This is a genomic window from Olsenella uli (genome assembly GCF_016900775.1).
GTDB lineage: Bacteria > Actinomycetota > Coriobacteriia > Coriobacteriales > Atopobiaceae > Thermophilibacter > Thermophilibacter uli_A.
This window is the reverse complement of record NZ_JACJKN010000018.1, coordinates 1-17,391: the sequence shown is the minus strand read 5'-3', so window position 1 is coordinate 17,391 and position 17,391 is coordinate 1. Positions and strand designations below refer to the sequence as shown.

The following is a 17,391-nucleotide window of genomic DNA, read 5'->3' as shown; positions in this document are numbered from 1 at the left end:
ATTCAGCGATACAGCCAGGAGTTTTTGAAGAACTCCTCGGTGGGTTCGGTCACGGCGATGCCGCCGTCAAACATGAGGGAGACGCGGTCCGCCACGGCGCGCACGAAGGCCATGTCGTGCGTGGCGAGAAGGACCGTGGCGCCCTCGGCGCGCGCCCGGGCCACGCGGGCAGCCACCCGCTCGCGCGCCGGGCGGTCGAGCCCCTTGGTCGGCTCGTCGAGCAGCAGCAGGCGCGGGCGCACGAGCAGCAGCTTCTCCAGCGCGAGCAGCTGCTGCTGGCCTCCGGAGAGGTCGTAGGGATGCCGGTCGGCGGCGACGTCGAGACCGAGCTCGGCGAGGGACGCCCCCACCTCCCGCGCGCCATACCCGCCAGCATGCGACCACTCCATGAGCTCGTCGCGCACCGTCTCGCGGGAGAGGAGCGCCTTGGGGCTTTGCGGCAGCAGCGCCTGGCTCGTCGCGGCGGCGTTGCGCACCCGCCCCCGCCGAGGGCGCACGACCCCCGCCATCGCCGCAAGCAGCGTCGACTTGCCGCACCCGTTGGCGCCCACTACGGCACGAACCTCGCCCGCGCCCAGATCGAGGTCCAGCTCGCGCAGGACCCACCGTCCGTCGCGGTCATAGCGGAACCAGAGGTCGTCTGCGACGATCAGGCCCCTCTCTTCGAAGCGCCCTCCCGAGGGCCCGTCGGGCGCGCATCCCCCTTGCAGCGAATCTGCCCGCGGGCTTTTGGCGCTCCCTGCCCCGCACCCTGCGCCGGGAGCGTCAGGACCCCGTGGGCGGACTTGACGTGGGGCGGCGCGCAGCGGCTCGGGACGAGCCACCTCCTCCAGCGGGACCTCCCGCACGCGCCCCTCCGCGAGCTCGAACGCGCACGTCGCGTAGTCAAGCATCGCCTCGGGCGCGTGGGTGGCCACCACCACGGTGACGCCCAGCTCGCGGTTCACGCGGAAGAGCATCGCGAGGAAGTCCTTCTCGGCAAGGGGGTCGAGCATGCTCGTAGGCTCGTCAAGCAGAAGCAGGCGCGGCCGCATGGCGAGCGTCGATGCGAGGGCGAGAAGCTGGCGCTGCCCGCCGGAGAGCTCCGCCGTGCGCTCGCGGAACCACGGCCCCATGCCAAAGAACGAGCATGTCTCCGCCACGCGCCGGCGCGTCTCCGGCTCGGGGACTCCGAGGTTCTCCAGGCCGAAGGCCATCTCGTGCCAGACGGTCTCGCAGACGACCTGCGCGTCCGGGCTCTGGAAGACGTAGCCCACGGCGCGCGCGGAGGCGAGCGGCCCCAGCGAGCGCACGTCCTCCCCGAAGGCGCGCACCGCGCCGGAGAGCTCGCCGGCAGGGGCGATCTCAGGCTTGACGAGACGCAGCATCGTGGACTTTCCTGACCCCGTTGCGCCAACGAGCAGGGCAAAGGCGCCCTCGGGCACATCGAGGGAGATGCCGCGCAGGACGTCCGCGCCGCCGGGGTACGAGAACGTCACGTCGCGGAACTCGAGCGCGCTCATCCCGCCTCCCCTCGCTCGGCCCACCTCGCCGCAAGCTCCGCGACGGCGGGCAGCAGGGCGAGCAAGGCAAACGGCAGGTAGCACCACCAGAGAGCGAGCCCGGACATCCTCGGGTAGAACTCCCAGGAGGAGCAGGCCGCCCACGCGCCCGCCGCGCCCAGGGCGAGAAGAGCCGCGATCCCCGCGGCCGCCACGGCATCGCGCGCGCGGAACCGCTCGGGCCGGTAGCGCGTCCGCGGGCTGCCGGACTCCCAGCCCCGCGCCCGCATGGCGTCAGCCCGCTCGAGGGAGTCCTCGAGCGACCAGGAGAGCAGCATCGTCGACGTGCGGAGCAGCTCGTCGCGCGCGGGCGGGCGCGGGCCCGCCGCCGTGCAGGCGCGCGCCGCCGCGCGCACCGAGCGAGCCCTGCCCAGCATCTGCGGCACGAGCTGGGCCGCCATGGACGCCACGAGCGGCACCGAGCGAGCGCGCCTACCTGCGAGCGCGAGCAGGCGATCCTGCGTGAGAACCGCCGCGGCGTCCTCGAACCACAGGACCGTCGCGACCAGAAGGGCCCCCATCGTGGCGCCGTACGCAAGGCTCTCCAGGTAGACGCTCCGAGGCCCCACCTTGAGGAGCAGCGTGGACCCGGAGGCCGAGAAGAACGGGTTGAGCAGGCACACGAGCACGAGCAGCGGCAGCTGCCAGGCGAGCCCGCGCACCGTGGCCGCCGCGCCTCGGGCGACCAGCGAGAAGGCCAGCGCGCCCGAAAGCGAGAGCGTCACGAGGACGGGATGGACCGCCAGCATCGAGAGCACGGCCACCCCCGCAAAGAGCATCGCGGGGACGGCCGCGTGGCAGGCGTCGAAGGCTGTGGAGCGCGGACGCGCCATCGCAGGGGCTACTCGGTGAACTCGGTCACGTAGGTCCAGGTCACCACGTCGCCGGCCTTGAGCTCGTACTGGGAGCAGCCGACCTCGGCCATCTCGCCGTTGACCTCGAACATCCAGCCGCTCATGTCGCCGAAGTCCCCTCCGGCGAGGCCGTTGATGCCCTGGACGTACATGCCGTAGTCGGAGTCGGTGGCATTGACGTCGGCGCCGGTTGCGACCAGCGCGTCGTAGACCGTGGCTCCCTCGGGAAGGTCGACGTCAGCGGTGGTCGACCCGCCCTCGCCAGCCGTGGCGTCAATCTCCACGGTGACGGAGATGGTTGCCTGCTGCTCCTGGGACTCATCTGCGCCGGAGGCCGCGGAGCCGTCCGTGGCAGGCGCGGCGCCGCACGCGGCCAGGCCCACGGCAAGCACGAGCGCCGCGAAGGCGGCGCCGAGGCGCGTGAGCAGGTTCTTCTCGACAGTGCTGTTCTTCTTGGACATGATGCCTCGCTCTCTCCCCCTTGGGGGGCGTCGTGAGGGCAAGGCAGGACCGACGACCCGCGCGGTCGCCTTCCTCGACACAGCCGTGTGCTGATCCGGAGTCAAACCGGAATCCTTTTTTCATCTACTAGGCGTAGCAGCTCTTCGAACCGTGCCCTCTATGCGGTTGGGGACCTCAGTGTAGCAGCTTGGACCGACGAGAAGCGCGGCGGGCCGCGGGGCTCACTCCCCCGGCACCACGGCCCGGTACCCCAGGCCGCGGATCGTCTCGATGGAGAACTCCCCCCAGCCCGCGAAGCGCGTGCGCAGGCGGTTGACGTGCACGTCCACGGTGCGCTCGGCGCCCTCGGTGTCCCAGCCCCATATCTCGTCAAGAAGCTGCATGCGCGTGTAGGTGCGCCCCGGGCTCTGCAGGAGGAACTGGAGCAGCCGGAACTCCTTGGGCGGCAGGCGGACCTCCTCGGTGCCGCGCACCACCACGAGCGCATCGGCGTCGAGCACCACGCGGCCCACCTCGAGCCGGCGCTCGCCGCGCGCATCGTCGAGCTGCACCGCGGCTCAATCGACGTGCAGAGCACGCCGGGCAGGGGGTCGGTCTTCGAGGTGCGCCTGCCGGCGCGCCGGGGTTAGGGGTCGCGGACGAGCCGCCGAGCCGCCGGCACCGTCGGCGGGCCCGTCTCCCTCCTCATGAATGAACCACATCCCATGCGGGTAGAGAAGGGGCATTTGTGCCCCCTCCCACAGAATCGAGCCCACATGTCGCGCAACCCCCGCCGCACCTCAGCCCTTCTCGCCAGCGTGGCGCTCGCAGCCCTCCTCGCTTGCCTCGGCCCCCGCCACGCCCTGGGCCAGCCCGTCTCCAAGGTCGTCGACCCGGACACCTCCTCTCGGTGGACCTCGGTCTTCGGGGACGGATCCGAAGGGGGCTACTCAACCGACCAGGCGGGACGCATCTGGGTCGACAAGTCCGTCTACGCGAGCTCCCAGGAGGCCCGCAACGCCGGGCTCGACGTCACGCTCGAGGACGAGCAGCACGGATTCGTGGTGGGACTCTCTGCGCTCTCTTCAGCCGTCTCCGTTCGCGAGGAGGGCGGTCCCGCCCATGACGTCATCTTCGTCGTGAGCACGAACCGCGTCCTCTCCGACCTGCCCTACGGCGGGCGGCCCCAGGCGGCCTACCTCGCCGACGCGCTCAACGCCTCCATCGCGCGCCTCATGGAGCAAAACGACGGGGCGCCCGTCCCGACGCGCGTCGGCGTGGTCGGATACAGCTCCGACGTCGTCACCCTCATGCCGCTTGACGTCTACGAGCCCGACGCAGAGGGACACTACGTGCGCTTCTCCCCGGGGACGGGCGGCGCCCCCGGGTCGCTTGAGGTCGTCGCCTCCTCGATGAGCGGCTCGGGCACCGAGAACGCCGCGCTCGGCAGCGGATCCTACCTGCAGCGGGCCGTGCACGTCGCCGCGGACGAGCTCGTCGGCGCGGCCGGGGACCAGGGCTCCGGGTCGCGCGAGCCGGTCCTCGTTGCCATGGGGATCGAGACGCCGCCCATGGCGAGCACGAGCCTCTTCGACCCTCCCTCCTACGAGGGGGACGGCACCGGGTTTCTCGGGCCCCTCCCCGGGAGCCGGCAGACCGGCTACGGCACCGACGCGCTCCTCGCCACGCTGCTCACCATGCGCTACGAGGCGGGCCGCGTGAGCGATGCCTGGGGCGGCGCCGGAGGCGAGCTCAGCCTCTACACCGTTGGCCTCGACACGAGCGAGACGGCGGCCTACCTGCTGGAGACCCCGCTCGAGCAGGCGGCCCACGAGCTGCCGGGCTCGGGGACGGCCGCCGGCCAGGACCTGCGCGACAACCTCAGGGGCGCGGCCCAGGCATACGCGGCCGCGGCAGCCGCGGGCGAGCAGAGCGTGACGCTCGACCTCTTTGGCTCGGGCGCGGGCGGGCTTGTCGCCGCAAGCGTGACGCTCCCCACAAAGGACGGCCTGGTCCCGGCAGGTGACCCGCTCGCGCTCTCCCCCGTCGACGACTACCTTCCCGCCCGCAGCGCCCGGGCGCTCACCTGGGCGCTCGGCTCGGCGGTGGGTCGCTCGCTCGGCATCTCGTACGCCGCTCCTGCCTCGGGAGGGCCGGACGAGGACATGCCGGGCGGCAGCCGCGTCCAGCTCTCCGACCGGGTGGGCGCGGGCATGCGGGTCGCGCGCGTTGACGGCATCGTTTACGGCTCTCACCTGCTCAGCGGCGCGCTCGCCGCGCAGGCGGTGAAGATCAGCCTGGAGGACCCCTACCACCCCGACGCCACCCACGAGTTCAGCTACCTCGTGGAGGCCATGAACGCGCGCTACGGACTGGGCAACGAGACGTACGACCTCTTCTACCAGGCCCTCGCCGACGGGCAGTTCTCCTATGCGAGTGACGACGACTTCTCCAACCACGCCTCCTGGTACGTCAACGGGGCGCACGGGATGGTCCCCTCGCAGGGCCGCTCGTACACCTTCGCCACGCAGGAGGAGGTCGACGCCGCGACGGACGGAGACTGGAAGGATCGCGCCCCCGAGAACGTGCGCGCCCGCATCGAGGCCGCCCAGGCGGCGGGTGCCGCCGCGGTCTGCGAGACCTACTTCTATATCGGCAACTACCGAAGCCAGTACGACGGCGGCGACGTCACCCTGTACGACTTCGTCGTGATGGTGGAGACCGACCTCGCGACGGGTCGCCAGGAGCTCCTGCTCTCCGTCCCCGTGGAGGCCGTGCCCGCCCTGCGCGCAGACGTGAGCGTGCGGGAGGACGGCTCCGCCACCATGAGTCTCGACCACGCGCTCGAGACCACCCCGATCCGCCTCGCCTACCAGGTGGAGCCGACGCCCGCCCTCTCGACGCTGCTCAAGCGCATGGAGGCCGGCGAGGTCGTGAGCGACGCGGAGCTCGAGGGCGCGCTCGGCGAGAGCTCAGCGAGCAACGGGCTCGCGGGCCGTCTCGTCTATGCGAGCGCGTTCACTGGGTCGGGAGACTCCGCCGAGGCGGGCGCGACGGGAGGCGCCTGGGCGTCCCAGGCCAACCCCTACTACGCCTTCACGAGGGACACGCCCCTGTTCGAGCGCCGGGGCGACGCCTACGTCCCGCTCGCCACGATGCCCGTGGCCGGCAGGACGTACTATTTCGAGAGGACCGTGTACTCGGCGAGCTTCCCCTCCCCCGACGACACGGTCCCGGCACGCGTCGAGCGGGCGTACGCCCCCTATGTGATGGCGGTCGACGACGAGGACGCCCCGAGGCACTTTGCCGTCAGGAACGGGCAGTGCGTCGCGCTCGCCGGGACCCCGCGCCGCATCGCCGCGGAGGCCCTCGGGTCCGTGGGCAAGGACCCCAACGCCACCGCGAGCGCGCCCTACGTGGAGCGCCTCTCCGTGGAGGCCCCCGAGTCCGGGGGCGTCCACCTCGTGTCGAGCCTCGGGAACAACGGCGCGCTCGTCGTGCCCCTTGGGGTCAGGACGGGGTCTCTGCGCGTTCGCAAGGACGTCGACGGCGGGCCGGCGGGAGCGAGCTTCTCCTTCTCCGTCACGCTCAGGGACGAGGACGGGGAGCCCCTCTCCGGCCAGGTCACCTATCGCGTGGGCGACTCCGCTGCGACGGCCGCGCTCGACGGGGACGGGTCCTTCTCGGCAAGGCTCGCTGGCGGCCAGGAGCTCGTGGTCGAGGGGCTTCCCGCCGGGACGCGCTACCTCGTGCGGGAGGACGACTACTCGGGCTCCGGTTACCTCTCCCTGCAAACGGGCGGCGAGGGAGCGGTCGAGGCTGATGGGGAGGCGCTCGCCTCCTTCACCAACGCGTGGAGCGCGGGCGACCTGGGGATCGCCAGCGTGATGGCCGGCAACGACGCCGAGCCCGACCGCGCGGTCTCGTTCGAGGTGGTCGTGCGAGGCCTCTTCGCGGCGCACCCCGACGAGGACGCGCTCGCCTTCGAGGCGACGCGCCGCGCGGGAGACCAGGTCAGTGAGGAGCGAATCGTGTTCTCGCGCGTGGGGGGAGGGACCGACGGCGTGGCCCGCGTCGAGGGACTCACGGGCGGTTCGGGCGTGCTCGTCTCCGGGCTCCCCGAGGGGGCCTCCTACGCGGTGAGCGAGGTTGACGCCGACGCGCTCATTGCCGACGGATACGCCATCTACGCGGGGAGCGCCGAGGAGGTGGCCTCGGGCAGGGAGGCGACCTCCGCCGAGGGCGCCATTGCGGGCGGGGACGCCGTGAGCGCCGCCTACTTCGTTCACGTGCGCGAGAGGGGCTCAGAGCCAGCGCCCGGGCCCGACCCCGGCCCCGATCCGACGCCGGGCCCGGAGCCCGATCCGACGCCCACCCCCGCGGGCGAGGTGACCGACGGCCAGACGGACGCCGAGCCCCTCCCCGAGTCCGGCGACGCAACGAGCTCCCTTGCGGTCCTTCTCGCCGCGGGGGCGTGCGGGACGGCGCTTGCGGCCTCCGGCATCGCGATTGTCAGAAGACGCGGAGGGCGCTGAGTCCGCCACCCCGCGCCGTTCGTCTCGCCTTTCTTTACCGATGGTTACGCACGGTCCGGCCGCGGGGATAATCCCTCACGACATCCGTTCGGCCTTGCGAACCGTTGGGGGGCAGTGTGGACCAGGAGCTCATCGCCCGCTCCATGCGCGACCTCGCGCGCGAGTTTGACTCGTGCCGCGACCTGCTTGTGGCGTTGGGCAACGAGAACCGCCAGCTCATCTTCATGGCGCTGCTCGAGAGCCACGGCGGGGCCCGCGTGGGCGAGCTCGCCGAGCGCGCGGGGCTCTCGCGCCCCGCGACCTCCCACCACCTCAAGGTCCTGCGCGAGGCCGGGCTGGTGGAGAGCTACCGGGTGGGGACGCGCAGCTTCTACCACGCGAGCACCCGGCTCGACCGCTGGGGCGAGCTCGCGCGCGTGACGAGCGACGCGGAGCGCTTCGTTCGCGCCATGGTGGCGCTCGAGGCGCGCGGAGAGGGATGCTCCCGCCGAGACGGAAAAGACGTATCCGACCGAGAGGAACGCCCAGATGACCACGACTCCCTTTGACGCCCGCGTCGCCGCGCTCGACGCCGACGCCCTCGCCGAGCTCATGCGCAGTCGCCACTCCGTGCGCGCCTTCACCGACCGCCCGATCGAGGGCGCGGTGCGCGAGGCCCTGGAGGCCCAGATGGCGGCGGAGAACGAGCGCGCGGGTCTCAGCATGCAGCTCTGCCTCGACACCCCGGGCGCCTTCGACGGCACGCTCGCCCACTATGGCAGCTTCCGCAACGTGCGCAACCACCTCGCCCTCGTGGGCCCGGCCGGCCCCGGGCTGGACGAGGCCGTGGGCTACGCCGGCGAGAAGGTCGTGCTGCTGGCGCGCGCCCTGGGCGTGGACTCCTGCTGGGTGGCGCTCACCTACGACCGCAGGAGGAGCCCCGCTCGCGTGGGGGCGGGCGAGAAGTACGCGCTGGCCGTGGCGCTGGGATTCGGCGAGAAGCCGGGCTCCGCGCACCCGGTCAAGCCGGTCGAGCGGCTCTGCCGCGTGAGCGGCGAGGCGCCCGCGTGGTTCACCGCGGGCGTCGAGGCCGCCCGCCTGGCCCCGACGGCCCTGAACCAGCAGCGCTTCCGCTTCGAGCTGCTCGAGGACGGACGCACGGTGCGCGCCCGCGCGCTGCCCGCGCTCTCCTGCGGGAGGGTCGACCTCGGCATCGCCCGCCTGCACTTCGAGCTGGGCGCCAATGCGGTCTCGCGTGACTGGGCGTTCGAGCGGTAGCGGGGCGCCGCGCACGGACCCTCCGGGGCGCGGGCCGCAGACGCCCATCGGTGCCACTTTGCGACACGTCGGGTCCCTGGCGGGCAGCGCGGCTTTTCTCGCTCTTCTCGCTCTTCTCGCTGGAAATAACGCGCAAAGTTTGACTTTTGCCTTTTTTGCCAACTGCATATATATGAAACGAAAACAAACTGTGTGCGTTAATTTCGAGGTGCCGCCGAAGTTGCCCACCCGAGCCAACGCCTGGCGAGAAGAACGCGGCGGCCCTCTGGCTAGAAGCCAGCCTCGATCTCGTGGATGCGCCCGTAGAGCCAGCGGTTGGTGGGGACGAGGATGCCGTGCCTCTCGGCGAGCCGGATGACGGTGCCGGAGAACTCCTCCACCTCGGTCGGCTTGCAGTTGATGCGGTCCTGCGCCATGGACGGCAGGCCGTCGGGCTCGAGGCCCGCGACGAGGTCGGCCATCTGCACGAGGTCGGCCTCCGTGACGTCGACCCCCTCGGCGCGCGCCACGGCCAGCGCCTCGCGCATGGCGGCGACGAAGCAGCGGTTCTGCTCGCTTCCCGGCTCGCTCGCGGTCCCGTACGTGCCACCGAAGGCCATGCAGGTCTGGTTTATCCCGACGTTGAGCATGAGCTTCACCCACATGCGGCGGCGGATGCCCTCCTCGACCACGTGCGGGATGCCGGCGCGCCCGTAGAGGTCCGCGACGTCGTCCACCACGCCCGGGTCCGTCCCCGGGGCGGCTCCGAAGCGGATCTCACCGGGATGCGTGTAGGTCATCTCGCCGCCGATGAAGACGGCGTCCATGCCCTGCGCGACAGAGAGCACGGTGCGCCCCCAGCCAAAGCGCTCCGCCACGCGCTCCTCGCTCGTGATGCCGTTGAGCAGCGAAGCGATTGCCGTGCGCGGGCCCACGAGCCGCTCCATGGTGTCGAGCGCCCGGTCGAGGCCGGTCGCCTTGGTGGCGAGGATCACCAGGTCGACGGGGTCGGCCTCGCTCGCGGCAAGGGTGCGCACGCGCAGCGGCTCCCCGTTGACGGTCGGCACCTCCCCCGCGTGACGGGCAAAGCGCTCGTCGTCCATCACGAACTCGACGGCGCCCGGCCCGAGGTTCCTCTCGGCGATGGAGCCGTAGAGCATCCCCACCGCGCCGCGCCCGATGATTGCCACGCTCTCGATTGCCATGCGCGCCTCCTGCCCCCGTTGTGACAGGGGGACGGAGGGTTTGTCACACCTCCGTCCCCCTGTCACAGTTTAGCGCGAGAAGGGTCTTCGGGCCTCTGCCCGAGCTAGTGGGACTCGCCCACGAGCTTGAGCCCCACCACGCAGCCGACGAGCCCCGCGAGCAGCAGGACCTTGGCCCACGAGAAGGGCTCCGCCCCGGTGGCGATGCCGTAGCCTACCGTGACCGCCGCCCCGATCCCAACCCAGACGGCGTACGCGGTCCCGATGGGGATGGTGCGCACGGCATGGCTGAGGCCGAGCATGCTCGCCACGAGCGCCGCCACGAAGACAACCGACGGCAGGAGCCTGGTGAAGCCCTCCGCGCGGTCGAGCGCCAGCGCCCACACCGCCTCAAGCATCCCGGAGCACACGAGCACGACCCAGTCCATGAAAGCCTCCTTCGGTAGATGCGCCGTCTTTGCGTTCCTGGTACGGCTGCCCCTCGTCAGGGACCCCCACGGGTCGTGGGGCAGTGTAGCACGCTGCGCGCGTGGAGGTGGCGCAGCCTGGCGGTGCCCGCCGGGCGAGCGCGCGTAGACGCGCATCTGTGGATTCGCTTGGGAGTCGGAGGGCGACCGCATCTTGGGCGGTTTTCCCTCAGGAATACTAGATGTGGTATCCCCGACCCGAAAGGATCGTCGTGCTTCTGAGCCTTCTCGCAATTGTCGTCGGCTTTGGCCTGCTCGTGGGCGGCGCCAACCTCCTCGTGGACGGCGCGTGCCGGCTCGCCGCGCGCTTCGGCATGCCCGAGCGCGTGGCGGGGCTCACCGTCGTCGCCATCGGAACCTCCCTGCCCGAGCTCGTCGTGAGCATCACCTCGGCCGCCGCGGGCCACGCCGACATGGCCTTCGGCAACGTTGTGGGCAGCTGCCTCGCCAACCTGCTGCTCATCCTCGGCCTCTCCGCCGTCATCGCCCCCGTCGCGCTCTCGCGCGGCACCATTCGCTTCGAGATCCCGGTGAGCGTGGCGGCCTGCGCGCTGCTCGCGCTGCTCGCCAACACCGGAGGCGAGGTCACGCGGTTCGAGGGAGTCGTGCTGCTCCTGGCCTTCGCGGCGTTTCTCGTGCAGACCACGCAGATGGGCCTGAAGGAGGGCGCGGACGAGAAGGACGCGGGCTCGCGGGAGGGCGCCGGGGCAGGGGCCCCCGCGAAGAAGCCGAGCGTCGCCTGGGCGGTGTGGCTCGTCGTCGTGGGCGCCGTCATGCTCAAGGTGGGCGCCGACCTCGTGGTTGACAACGCCACGCTCGTCGCCAGCGCCGCCGGCATCTCCGAGCGCGTCATCGGCATCACCGTGGTGGCGCTCGGAACCTGCCTGCCCGAGCTCGTGACGAGCGTCGTGGCCGCGCTGCGCGGCAACTCCGACATCGCCGTGGGCAACGTCACCGGCTCCAACATCGCCAACCTGCTGCTCGTGATGGGCGGGCCCGCTCTCTTCTCGTCCATCCCCTATGACGCGGCATACAACCTGGACCTCGCGCTCGTGGCGGCGTTCTCGCTTGCGCTCGTGGGCTTCTGCTACGTGGGCAGGCGCCACGAGATGAGCCGCGTGAACGGCGTGATCTTCGTGGTGCTCTACGCCGCCTACATCGCGGCGTCCGTGCTGAGGTAGCGGGCGCCGAGGGACGTGAGGCGCATCGCCGTCACAGGGAGCCCGGACGGCGTGGGCGACGTGACCGCCCACAAGGCTCCCGCGGGCGGTCACGTCGCGCTATGCTCCCATGAGCGAGCCGTTGAAGTGGACGATGAGCAGCAGCATGGCCACGATGCTCGCGGCAAAGAGCGCGCCGCCCGCGACCATGAGCACCTTGGCCCAGCGCGAGGCAAATCGGAGCGCACTCTGCCCGCCTATCCCGATCATGAAGATCAGAGCCGACGCCCCAAGGCCCACCATGGCCAGGCCCTCGCCGGTCGCGAGCGCCGGAACATCCGCCGGCGCCACGTTGGCGTAGTGGTAGCCGTGCAGCAGGCTCACGTCCCCGGTCACGATCATATGCGCGCCCGGTATGACGCCCATGAGCGAGAGCAGCGCGCCCACCGCAACGCAGACCGCCATCGAGGCGCGCGGTCCCAGGCCGACCAGGCCCGACCCAGAGGCCGAGGTGACAAGACCGCCGTTGTGTCGGGCGATGGTCACCAGCGTCCCCGCAATCCCCGCCACGAGCAGAACCACGCCCACGACCGTTGCCCAGTCCGGCAGGGAGCTCGGAATCATGAGCGCGATGGCCACGGCCAGGACCACCATCCAGGCCCCCGTCTCTCGCGCAAGGCGGGGCCGCTCCGACTCGGGGATGGTGGCGTAGTGGTAGCCATGCAGAAGGCGACAGTCCCCCGTCACGATCATGTACGCACCGAGAAGGGCCGTGATCCCCGCGACGGCGATGCCGATGAAGCCCTCCATGACAACCTCCCAACCACAGCGCCTCGCTCCAGGGCGCGCACATGGCCGAATATGGTGGAAGGATTATAGTCCCGCGAGCCCCCCTGCAAGGACCGTTGCCGGCGAGCGCGCAAAGGGTTGCCCTCAGGCGTCCCGGCGGTTCACGACGTGGCGCTCAACGAGCGCCCTGACCTCCTCGAGCTCCCCCGGGGCAAGCTCGCCGCCGTCCACGAGCACCAGCTTGTTGTCCCCGCGCCTGAGGTAGAGGTAGTCCCCCATGGTCCCCCACTCCGTGAAGGAGGGCCAGTAGCTCACGCCGTGACCGACCTGCGAATCGACGGTCACGCCGTCCTCGTCGAAGGAGTAGCGAACCTCCCCCGAGCGGAAGGCATCGTCGACGAACGTCTCCGCGCGCCTGAGCACGAAGCGTTGGAACGCCCGCGCCCGCGCGCCGAGCACGATTGCTGCGGCTCCGAGGACGAGGTAGGCGACGCCGAGGACGTCCGAACCCGAGCCGAGCAGCAGCGCCCCGATCGCGACGAGCAGCGCCCCCAGGACGACGAGGACGGGCCCGCCGATGCGACGCCGGCGCACGTTGCCGGGGCTCTCCAGCGCAACTTCGATCGCCACGGCTCGCCGCTCGTCGTTCAGGTCCATCTGATAGGAGACCATAGACACCTCCCGACACCGATAGCCATAGTTTAGCCCACGGGCTCTACGCCCCTCGCCTACCGACCGGAGCGGGGCCTGACGGGCACCCAGACCTCGCTGTATGCCGTGCCGTCATCGCGGACGCGGCTGAACGAGAACATCCTGAAGCCGTCGAGCTCGTAGGGCGCCGTCGCGAGCCACGTGCCGTAGATGTCCGCCGTCGCCTGCTGCATGGCCTCGGGGAAGGGGCCGTCGCTCGGGAAGACTGCCCACGTGCCAGCCGCCGCCTCGAGCGTCGCGAGCCCCGCGCCGACCTCGGCCGCGGGACGCGTGGTGAGCACGCCGATCAGGTGCGTGAGCTCGCCCTCCTCGCGCTGGAAGTCAGTGTCGGAGTCCCACGAGACGTTCACCACCTCGCGCGGGTCAAGGTCCATGAGGCGATGCATCTCGGCGCGCTGCTCCTCCGTGATGCTCCCCGCCAGCCGCGCGATCGCCGGGTTCTCGCCCTCGAACTGCATGGGCACCCGCGCCGCCACGCCGGCGAACCTGAACGCCGGCATCTCCTGAATCCGGTACTCCATGGGACCTCCCCTTCCGTGCGTCGTCCCCCATGGTAGCGCAGCTCCCCGGGTTGCAGGTCCTTCTCGCCCGCGTCGCTTTTGTCACCGTTCGCCGGCGTATGCAAAGCATACTTGTCATTTTGTGCAAAGCGTACTATGCTTGATTTGCAAAGCGCGCTTGTCAACTTCACATCCACGACCCCGGGAGGCGATGCCGTGCGAACGAGGATCAGAGAGCTGCGTCGGGAGCGGAGGCTCTCCCAGGCCGAGCTTGCCGACGCCGTGGGCACCACGCGTCAGACCATCACCTCCATCGAGGTGGGCAGGTACACGGCATCGCTTCCGCTCGCCCACAAGATAGCCCGGTACTTCGGGCTCACCATCGAGGAGGTCTTTGACTTTTCCGAGATAGACGAGGAGCTGTGATCAGCATGAGCAAGCTTGACACCCTGCGCCGCGGCCTCGACCTCTTCCCCGGCGAGAAGGACCCCGAGCCCGCCCGCTCCCTCGACGCGCTGCGCGCCGACGCGCGGCGCCGCTTGGCCCGCGAGAGCGCCTCGGCGGCAGTCATCGGCGCCTCAATCGTCGCCCTGAGCGTCCTCGCGGTGACCGAGAGCCTGCCCGCCCTGCGCGGCAGCACGCTCTCGTCCAGCTTTCTGAGCGGCGCCCTCATGGGCCTCTTCTGCGTCGCGGGCGTCGTCAGCGTCCGCCAAGTCACGGCGCTCAGGCGCGCGCTCGCAGACGAGCGGGAGCTCCGCCGCTACTACGCGCGCGAGAACGACGAGCTCACGGCCCACATGGAGCGCGAGGTGGCGCGGACGTTCGTGCGGGCCATCCCCGCGCTCGCCGTGGTGGCGATCTTCGCCGGTGCGCTCGTGAGCTTCGAGGCGATGGCGGCCGTGGCCGCGACGCTGGTGTTTCTCTCGCTGGCGCTGCTCGCCATCAAGCTCTCGTACCGGGCGCGCTTCCACGCGGGAGCCGAGGGAGACGCGGGGCTCGAGTAGGGCTGGCGCGGGCGCTTGGCCCGGGGCGCCTTGGCCCGATCCTTTCGCACGCTTCGGCGCCCCGTTCCGTACGAGGAGTCGGACTAGGCAAATCGGGCTAGGCAGATCCGAGCGCCGCGCAACAGAGCGTTGCTTGGACCGGGGCCTTCGTGCGGCGATACTGGTGCCAGCAACCAAGCCGAAGGGAGGCCCCATGGCCATCAAGGACGTGCTGCCCCGCCTGCGCCGCGAGCGCGGGCTCACCCAGGAGGAGCTGGCGCGCAGGCTCTACATCACCCGCCAGGCGGTGAGTCGCTGGGAGCGCGGTGAGACCACGCCCGGGGTCGACATGACCAAGCTCATCGCGCGTGAGCTGGGCGTCCCCGTGACCGAGCTGCTGGAGATGCCCGAGCACTACTGCCAGAGCTGCGGCATGATGTTCACCGGCCCCGACCAGCTCGGGCACGACGCCGACGGCGCCGAGAACCCCGACTTCTGCCGCTGGTGCTACGACGGCGGCGCCTACACCTACGAGACCACGATGGACGAGATGATCGAGGACTGCGCGCCGCGCATGGCCGAGGCGATGGGCTGGACCGTGGACGAGAGCGCGTCGCTTCTGGGCGCGGTGCTGCCCACCCTCGAGCGCTGGCGCGACGCGTAGGGCGGGCGGAAGATGAGCCACCTCATCGCCGCGCGCAAGACCCTCTACCTCGTCGGCGGGCCGATGGGCGTCGGCAAGTCGACGGCCTGCCGCGAGCTCAACCGCATGCTGCCGCGCTCGGTCCTTCTCGACGGGGACTGGTGCTGGCAGGCGGACCCCTTCCAGGTGACGCCAGAGACAAAGGCGGTGGTGCTCGACAACATCTGTCACGCGCTCGGCAACTTCCTGCGCTGCAGCGCCTACGAGAACGTGATCCTGTGCTGGGTGATGCACGAGCGCGCGATCGTCGAGACGATCCTCGGGCGCCTTCCGCTCGCCGAGTGCGGTGCGCGGGTGCGCTGGACGTCGCTCGTGGCAGGCGAGGGGGCGCTGCGCGCACGCGTCGAGAGGGACGTGACCGCCGGGCTGCGCGACGCGGGCGCCGTGGAGCGCGCCCTCGCCTACCTGCCGCTCTACCAAGGGCTCGGCTCCGAGCTCGTGGACACCACCGGGCGCACGCCACGAGAGGTGGCGGAGCTCGTCGCGGGCGTCGCGCGGCGGGGCCGCTAGGCCTCCGGCGCCATGCGCGCGTCCGCCCACCATCCCGGCACCAGCTCGCCGAGCCGGGTCGTGCGTCGGGACTCGTAGTCGAGAAGCACCTCGACCTCCCGCGCCGCGGGGTCGAGCTGCATCATGAGCTCGCGGCACGCCCCGCACGGCATCCCGGCACGCCCGTCCGGCATGACGGCGACGATCCTTCGAATCCGCGACTCCCCCGCCGTGACCATGGCTGCGATCGCCGAGCGCTCCGCGCACATCCCGAGCGAGCACGCCGTGTCGATGCAGACGCCCACGTAGACGTTGCCGGCATCCGTGAGCAGCGCCGCCGCGACGGAGCCCGCCTCCACGAGCGGGGACACCTCGCGGGGGCGCTGCACGCGCCGGGCGGCGAGGTAGAGGCGGTCCCACGCGTCGTCGTAGCTCGCGAGCGCCCGAGCCTCCAGCGCGCACGAAGCGGTCCTTGCCGTCGCAGTATCCCTCGATGTCGTACGGAAAGCGCCTCGCGAGGGAGCGCTTGAGGGCGGCGTACTCGTCACGCGTGCCCTCGTGGGAGCGCAGGTAGTCGCAGAGCGCAAGGTGACGGATGACGTTCTCCCGGTCGCCCGCGTCAAAGACGTGGACCTGGTGCGTGCGCTCGTCGCCACCCTTGCGAAAGTAGCGCCGCCCCGGGATGCCGAACTCGCCGAGGCACTCGTAGCCCAGCTCGCGCATACGCGGCTCCGCGGCGTCGACCTCCTCGAGGCCGCGCGCCGCCACGAGCACGTCCACGACCGGCTTGGCGGCTAGCCCCGGCACCGACGTGCTCCCGATGTGCCAGATCGCGAGCGCCGCCTCGCCGAGCGCGCCGCAAAGGCGGTCGCGCTCCTCCCAAAAGCGCTGCGGCCAGGACGGGTCGTAGTCAACGACGGTGACGTGCTGGGGCATGGGGGTACCTCTCTCTGTCGACGATGCGCAGTCCCGCGCGCAGCCAATTATGCGCCTCCTCCAGGCCCCGCCCGCCTCCGCGGCAACGCCCGCACGCTACACTGGTCCCACGCCCACGCCCACGCCACGCGAAGGAGTCCCCCATGCCGCGCGCGCCCATCGCGAAGATGTCGTTTGCCAAGGTCTACCCGCTGCTCGTCCAAAAGGCCGAGCGCAAGGGCCGCACGCGCGAGGAGGTCGACGAGGTGACCTGCTGGCTCACCGGCTACGACACCGACGGCCTGGAGCGCCAGATTGCCGCGGGCGTGGACTACGAGACGTTCTTCTCGGAGGCGCCGGCGCTCAACCCCAACAGGGCGCTCATCACCGGCAAGGTCTGCGGCGTGGACGTTGCCGCCATCGCCGACCCCGTGGAGCAGAACGCCCGCTACCTCGACAAGCTCGTCGACGAGCTCGCCCGCGGGCGCGCCATGGAGAAGATCCTGCGCTCGTAGCTGCCGCATGCGTTTTCGCAGGTAGACGCCAACTCGCCCAACGGTCGATTGACGCGTCGCGAGCCTCGGGCCAGCATCGTGGCCATGTTCCGACCCTGGAAGGAGACCACATGACAGACAGCCCGGAACCGCGCGAGCCAAAGGCCCCGCAGCTCGACGCCGCCACCCTCGGCGCGTTTGTCGCCCGCGTCCGCGCCGAGCGCGGCCTCACGCAGCGACAGCTCGCCGAGCGCCTCTACGTGAGCGACAAGACCGTCTCAAAGTGGGAGCGCGGGCTCAGCCTGCCCAGCGTGCCACTGCTCGTGCCGCTCGCAGACGCGCTCGGGCTCTCCATCTCCGAGCTCATG

General features: G+C 71.1%; 20 protein-coding genes, 1 pseudogene and 1 riboswitch. Of the genes and pseudogenes, 10 read left to right on the top strand and 11 right to left on the bottom strand.

Annotation, left to right across the window (positions count from 1 at the left end; translation table 11 throughout):
• Positions 1-2 precede the first annotated feature (2 nt).
• The 4 genes from H6A23_RS09845 to H6A23_RS09830 form a co-directional block, all read right to left on the bottom strand.
• A complete protein-coding gene (locus H6A23_RS09845) occupies positions 3-1,502 on the bottom strand; it encodes an ABC transporter ATP-binding protein (protein WP_204832002.1) in 1,500 nt (499 codons plus the stop codon).
• Complete coding sequence (locus H6A23_RS09840; RefSeq protein ID WP_204832001.1) at positions 1,499-2,374, bottom strand: energy-coupling factor transporter transmembrane component T; 876 nt, start codon at positions 2,372-2,374, stop codon at positions 1,499-1,501. Before H6A23_RS09840 ends, H6A23_RS09845 begins: the two co-directional genes overlap by 4 nt.
• Positions 2,375-2,382: 8 nt before the next feature.
• On the bottom strand, positions 2,383-2,856 hold the full coding sequence (locus H6A23_RS09835) for a DUF4430 domain-containing protein (protein WP_075279693.1): 474 nt from the start codon (positions 2,854-2,856) through the stop codon (positions 2,383-2,385).
• A 222-nt stretch (positions 2,857-3,078) separates the two neighbouring features.
• Positions 3,079-3,408: a winged helix-turn-helix domain-containing protein gene (locus H6A23_RS09830; protein ID WP_204832000.1), complete on the bottom strand. Its 330-nt coding sequence runs from the start codon at positions 3,406-3,408 to the stop codon at positions 3,079-3,081.
• A gap of 204 nt (positions 3,409-3,612) precedes the next feature.
• On the opposite strand from H6A23_RS09830, the gene H6A23_RS09825 reads away from it, so the two are divergent.
• The 3 genes from H6A23_RS09825 (at position 3,613) to H6A23_RS09815 (ending at position 8,628) form a co-directional block, all read left to right on the top strand.
• Positions 3,613-7,371, top strand: a complete 3,759-nt coding sequence (locus tag H6A23_RS09825; protein WP_204831999.1) for a DUF7601 domain-containing protein — start codon at positions 3,613-3,615, stop codon at positions 7,369-7,371.
• Between the two features lie 116 nt (positions 7,372-7,487).
• Positions 7,488-7,919, top strand: coding sequence for an ArsR/SmtB family transcription factor (locus H6A23_RS09820; protein WP_204831998.1), 432 nt, complete (start codon positions 7,488-7,490; stop codon positions 7,917-7,919).
• On the top strand, positions 7,900-8,628 hold the full coding sequence (locus H6A23_RS09815) for a nitroreductase family protein (RefSeq protein WP_204831997.1): 729 nt from the start codon (positions 7,900-7,902) through the stop codon (positions 8,626-8,628). The genes H6A23_RS09820 and H6A23_RS09815 overlap by 20 nt, the downstream gene beginning before the upstream one ends.
• A 269-nt stretch (positions 8,629-8,897) precedes the next feature.
• Here H6A23_RS09815 and H6A23_RS09810 read toward each other — a convergent pair whose 3' ends face one another.
• Both H6A23_RS09810 and H6A23_RS09805 read right to left on the bottom strand, forming a co-directional pair.
• Entirely contained in the window at positions 8,898-9,812 is a 915-nt protein-coding gene (locus H6A23_RS09810) for a ketopantoate reductase family protein (RefSeq protein ID WP_204831996.1), read from the bottom strand.
• A 104-nt stretch (positions 9,813-9,916) separates the two neighbouring features.
• On the bottom strand, positions 9,917-10,240 hold the full coding sequence (locus tag H6A23_RS09805; protein WP_075279687.1) for a DMT family transporter: 324 nt from the start codon (positions 10,238-10,240) through the stop codon (positions 9,917-9,919).
• 17 nt (positions 10,241-10,257) lie between these two features.
• Positions 10,258-10,325: riboswitch (guanidine-III (ykkC-III) riboswitch) on the bottom strand.
• 166 nt (positions 10,326-10,491) lie between these two features.
• Between H6A23_RS09805 and H6A23_RS09800 the strand changes: the two genes are divergently transcribed.
• The gene (locus tag H6A23_RS09800; protein WP_204831995.1) at positions 10,492-11,460 is read left to right on the top strand and encodes a calcium/sodium antiporter; all 969 of its coding nucleotides are present in this window, start codon (positions 10,492-10,494) and stop codon (positions 11,458-11,460) included.
• A gap of 99 nt (positions 11,461-11,559) precedes the next feature.
• Here H6A23_RS09800 and H6A23_RS09795 read toward each other — a convergent pair whose 3' ends face one another.
• The 3 genes from H6A23_RS09795 to H6A23_RS09785 all read right to left on the bottom strand — a co-directional run bounded on the left by H6A23_RS09795 (position 11,560) and on the right by H6A23_RS09785 (position 13,460).
• On the bottom strand, positions 11,560-12,249 hold the full coding sequence (locus tag H6A23_RS09795; RefSeq protein WP_204831994.1) for a hypothetical protein: 690 nt from the start codon (positions 12,247-12,249) through the stop codon (positions 11,560-11,562).
• A 123-nt stretch (positions 12,250-12,372) separates the two neighbouring features.
• On the bottom strand, positions 12,373-12,900 hold the full coding sequence (locus H6A23_RS09790; RefSeq protein WP_204831993.1) for a YcxB family protein: 528 nt from the start codon (positions 12,898-12,900) through the stop codon (positions 12,373-12,375).
• A gap of 56 nt (positions 12,901-12,956) precedes the next feature.
• Complete coding sequence (locus tag H6A23_RS09785; RefSeq protein ID WP_204831992.1) at positions 12,957-13,460, bottom strand: GyrI-like domain-containing protein; 504 nt, start codon at positions 13,458-13,460, stop codon at positions 12,957-12,959.
• A gap of 195 nt (positions 13,461-13,655) precedes the next feature.
• On the opposite strand from H6A23_RS09785, the gene H6A23_RS09780 reads away from it, so the two are divergent.
• From H6A23_RS09780 to H6A23_RS09765, 4 genes are all read left to right on the top strand, one after another.
• Entirely contained in the window at positions 13,656-13,865 is a 210-nt protein-coding gene (locus H6A23_RS09780) for a helix-turn-helix transcriptional regulator (RefSeq protein ID WP_075279683.1), read from the top strand.
• Between the two features lie 5 nt (positions 13,866-13,870).
• The gene (locus H6A23_RS09775; RefSeq protein ID WP_204831991.1) at positions 13,871-14,443 is read left to right on the top strand and encodes a hypothetical protein; all 573 of its coding nucleotides are present in this window, start codon (positions 13,871-13,873) and stop codon (positions 14,441-14,443) included.
• A 193-nt stretch (positions 14,444-14,636) separates the two neighbouring features.
• Entirely contained in the window at positions 14,637-15,086 is a 450-nt protein-coding gene (locus H6A23_RS09770) for a zinc ribbon domain-containing protein (protein ID WP_204831990.1), read from the top strand.
• A 12-nt stretch (positions 15,087-15,098) separates the two neighbouring features.
• Positions 15,099-15,635, top strand: coding sequence for an AAA family ATPase (locus tag H6A23_RS09765; RefSeq protein WP_204831989.1), 537 nt, complete (start codon positions 15,099-15,101; stop codon positions 15,633-15,635).
• On the opposite strand, the gene H6A23_RS11745 is transcribed toward H6A23_RS09765, so the two are convergent.
• Together H6A23_RS11745 and H6A23_RS11740 are read right to left on the bottom strand one after the other, a co-directional pair.
• Complete coding sequence (locus H6A23_RS11745) at positions 15,632-15,973, bottom strand: cytidine deaminase family protein (RefSeq protein WP_204831988.1); 342 nt, start codon at positions 15,971-15,973, stop codon at positions 15,632-15,634. The two genes, H6A23_RS09765 and H6A23_RS11745, sit on opposite strands and share 4 nt — an antisense overlap.
• A gap of 157 nt (positions 15,974-16,130) precedes the next feature.
• Positions 16,131-16,550: pseudogene (locus tag H6A23_RS11740) on the bottom strand (GrpB family protein); the annotation flags it as partial.
• A 143-nt stretch (positions 16,551-16,693) separates the two neighbouring features.
• Between H6A23_RS11740 and H6A23_RS09750 the strand changes: the two are divergent.
• Both H6A23_RS09750 and H6A23_RS09745 read left to right on the top strand, forming a co-directional pair.
• Positions 16,694-17,044 carry a DUF2200 domain-containing protein gene (locus tag H6A23_RS09750; protein WP_204831987.1) on the top strand — a complete coding sequence of 117 codons (351 nt, stop codon included), beginning with the start codon at positions 16,694-16,696 and terminating at the stop codon, positions 17,042-17,044.
• A gap of 110 nt (positions 17,045-17,154) precedes the next feature.
• Positions 17,155-17,391 (top strand): helix-turn-helix domain-containing protein (locus H6A23_RS09745; protein WP_204831986.1); only part of this gene is annotated, 237 nt, incomplete at its 3' end.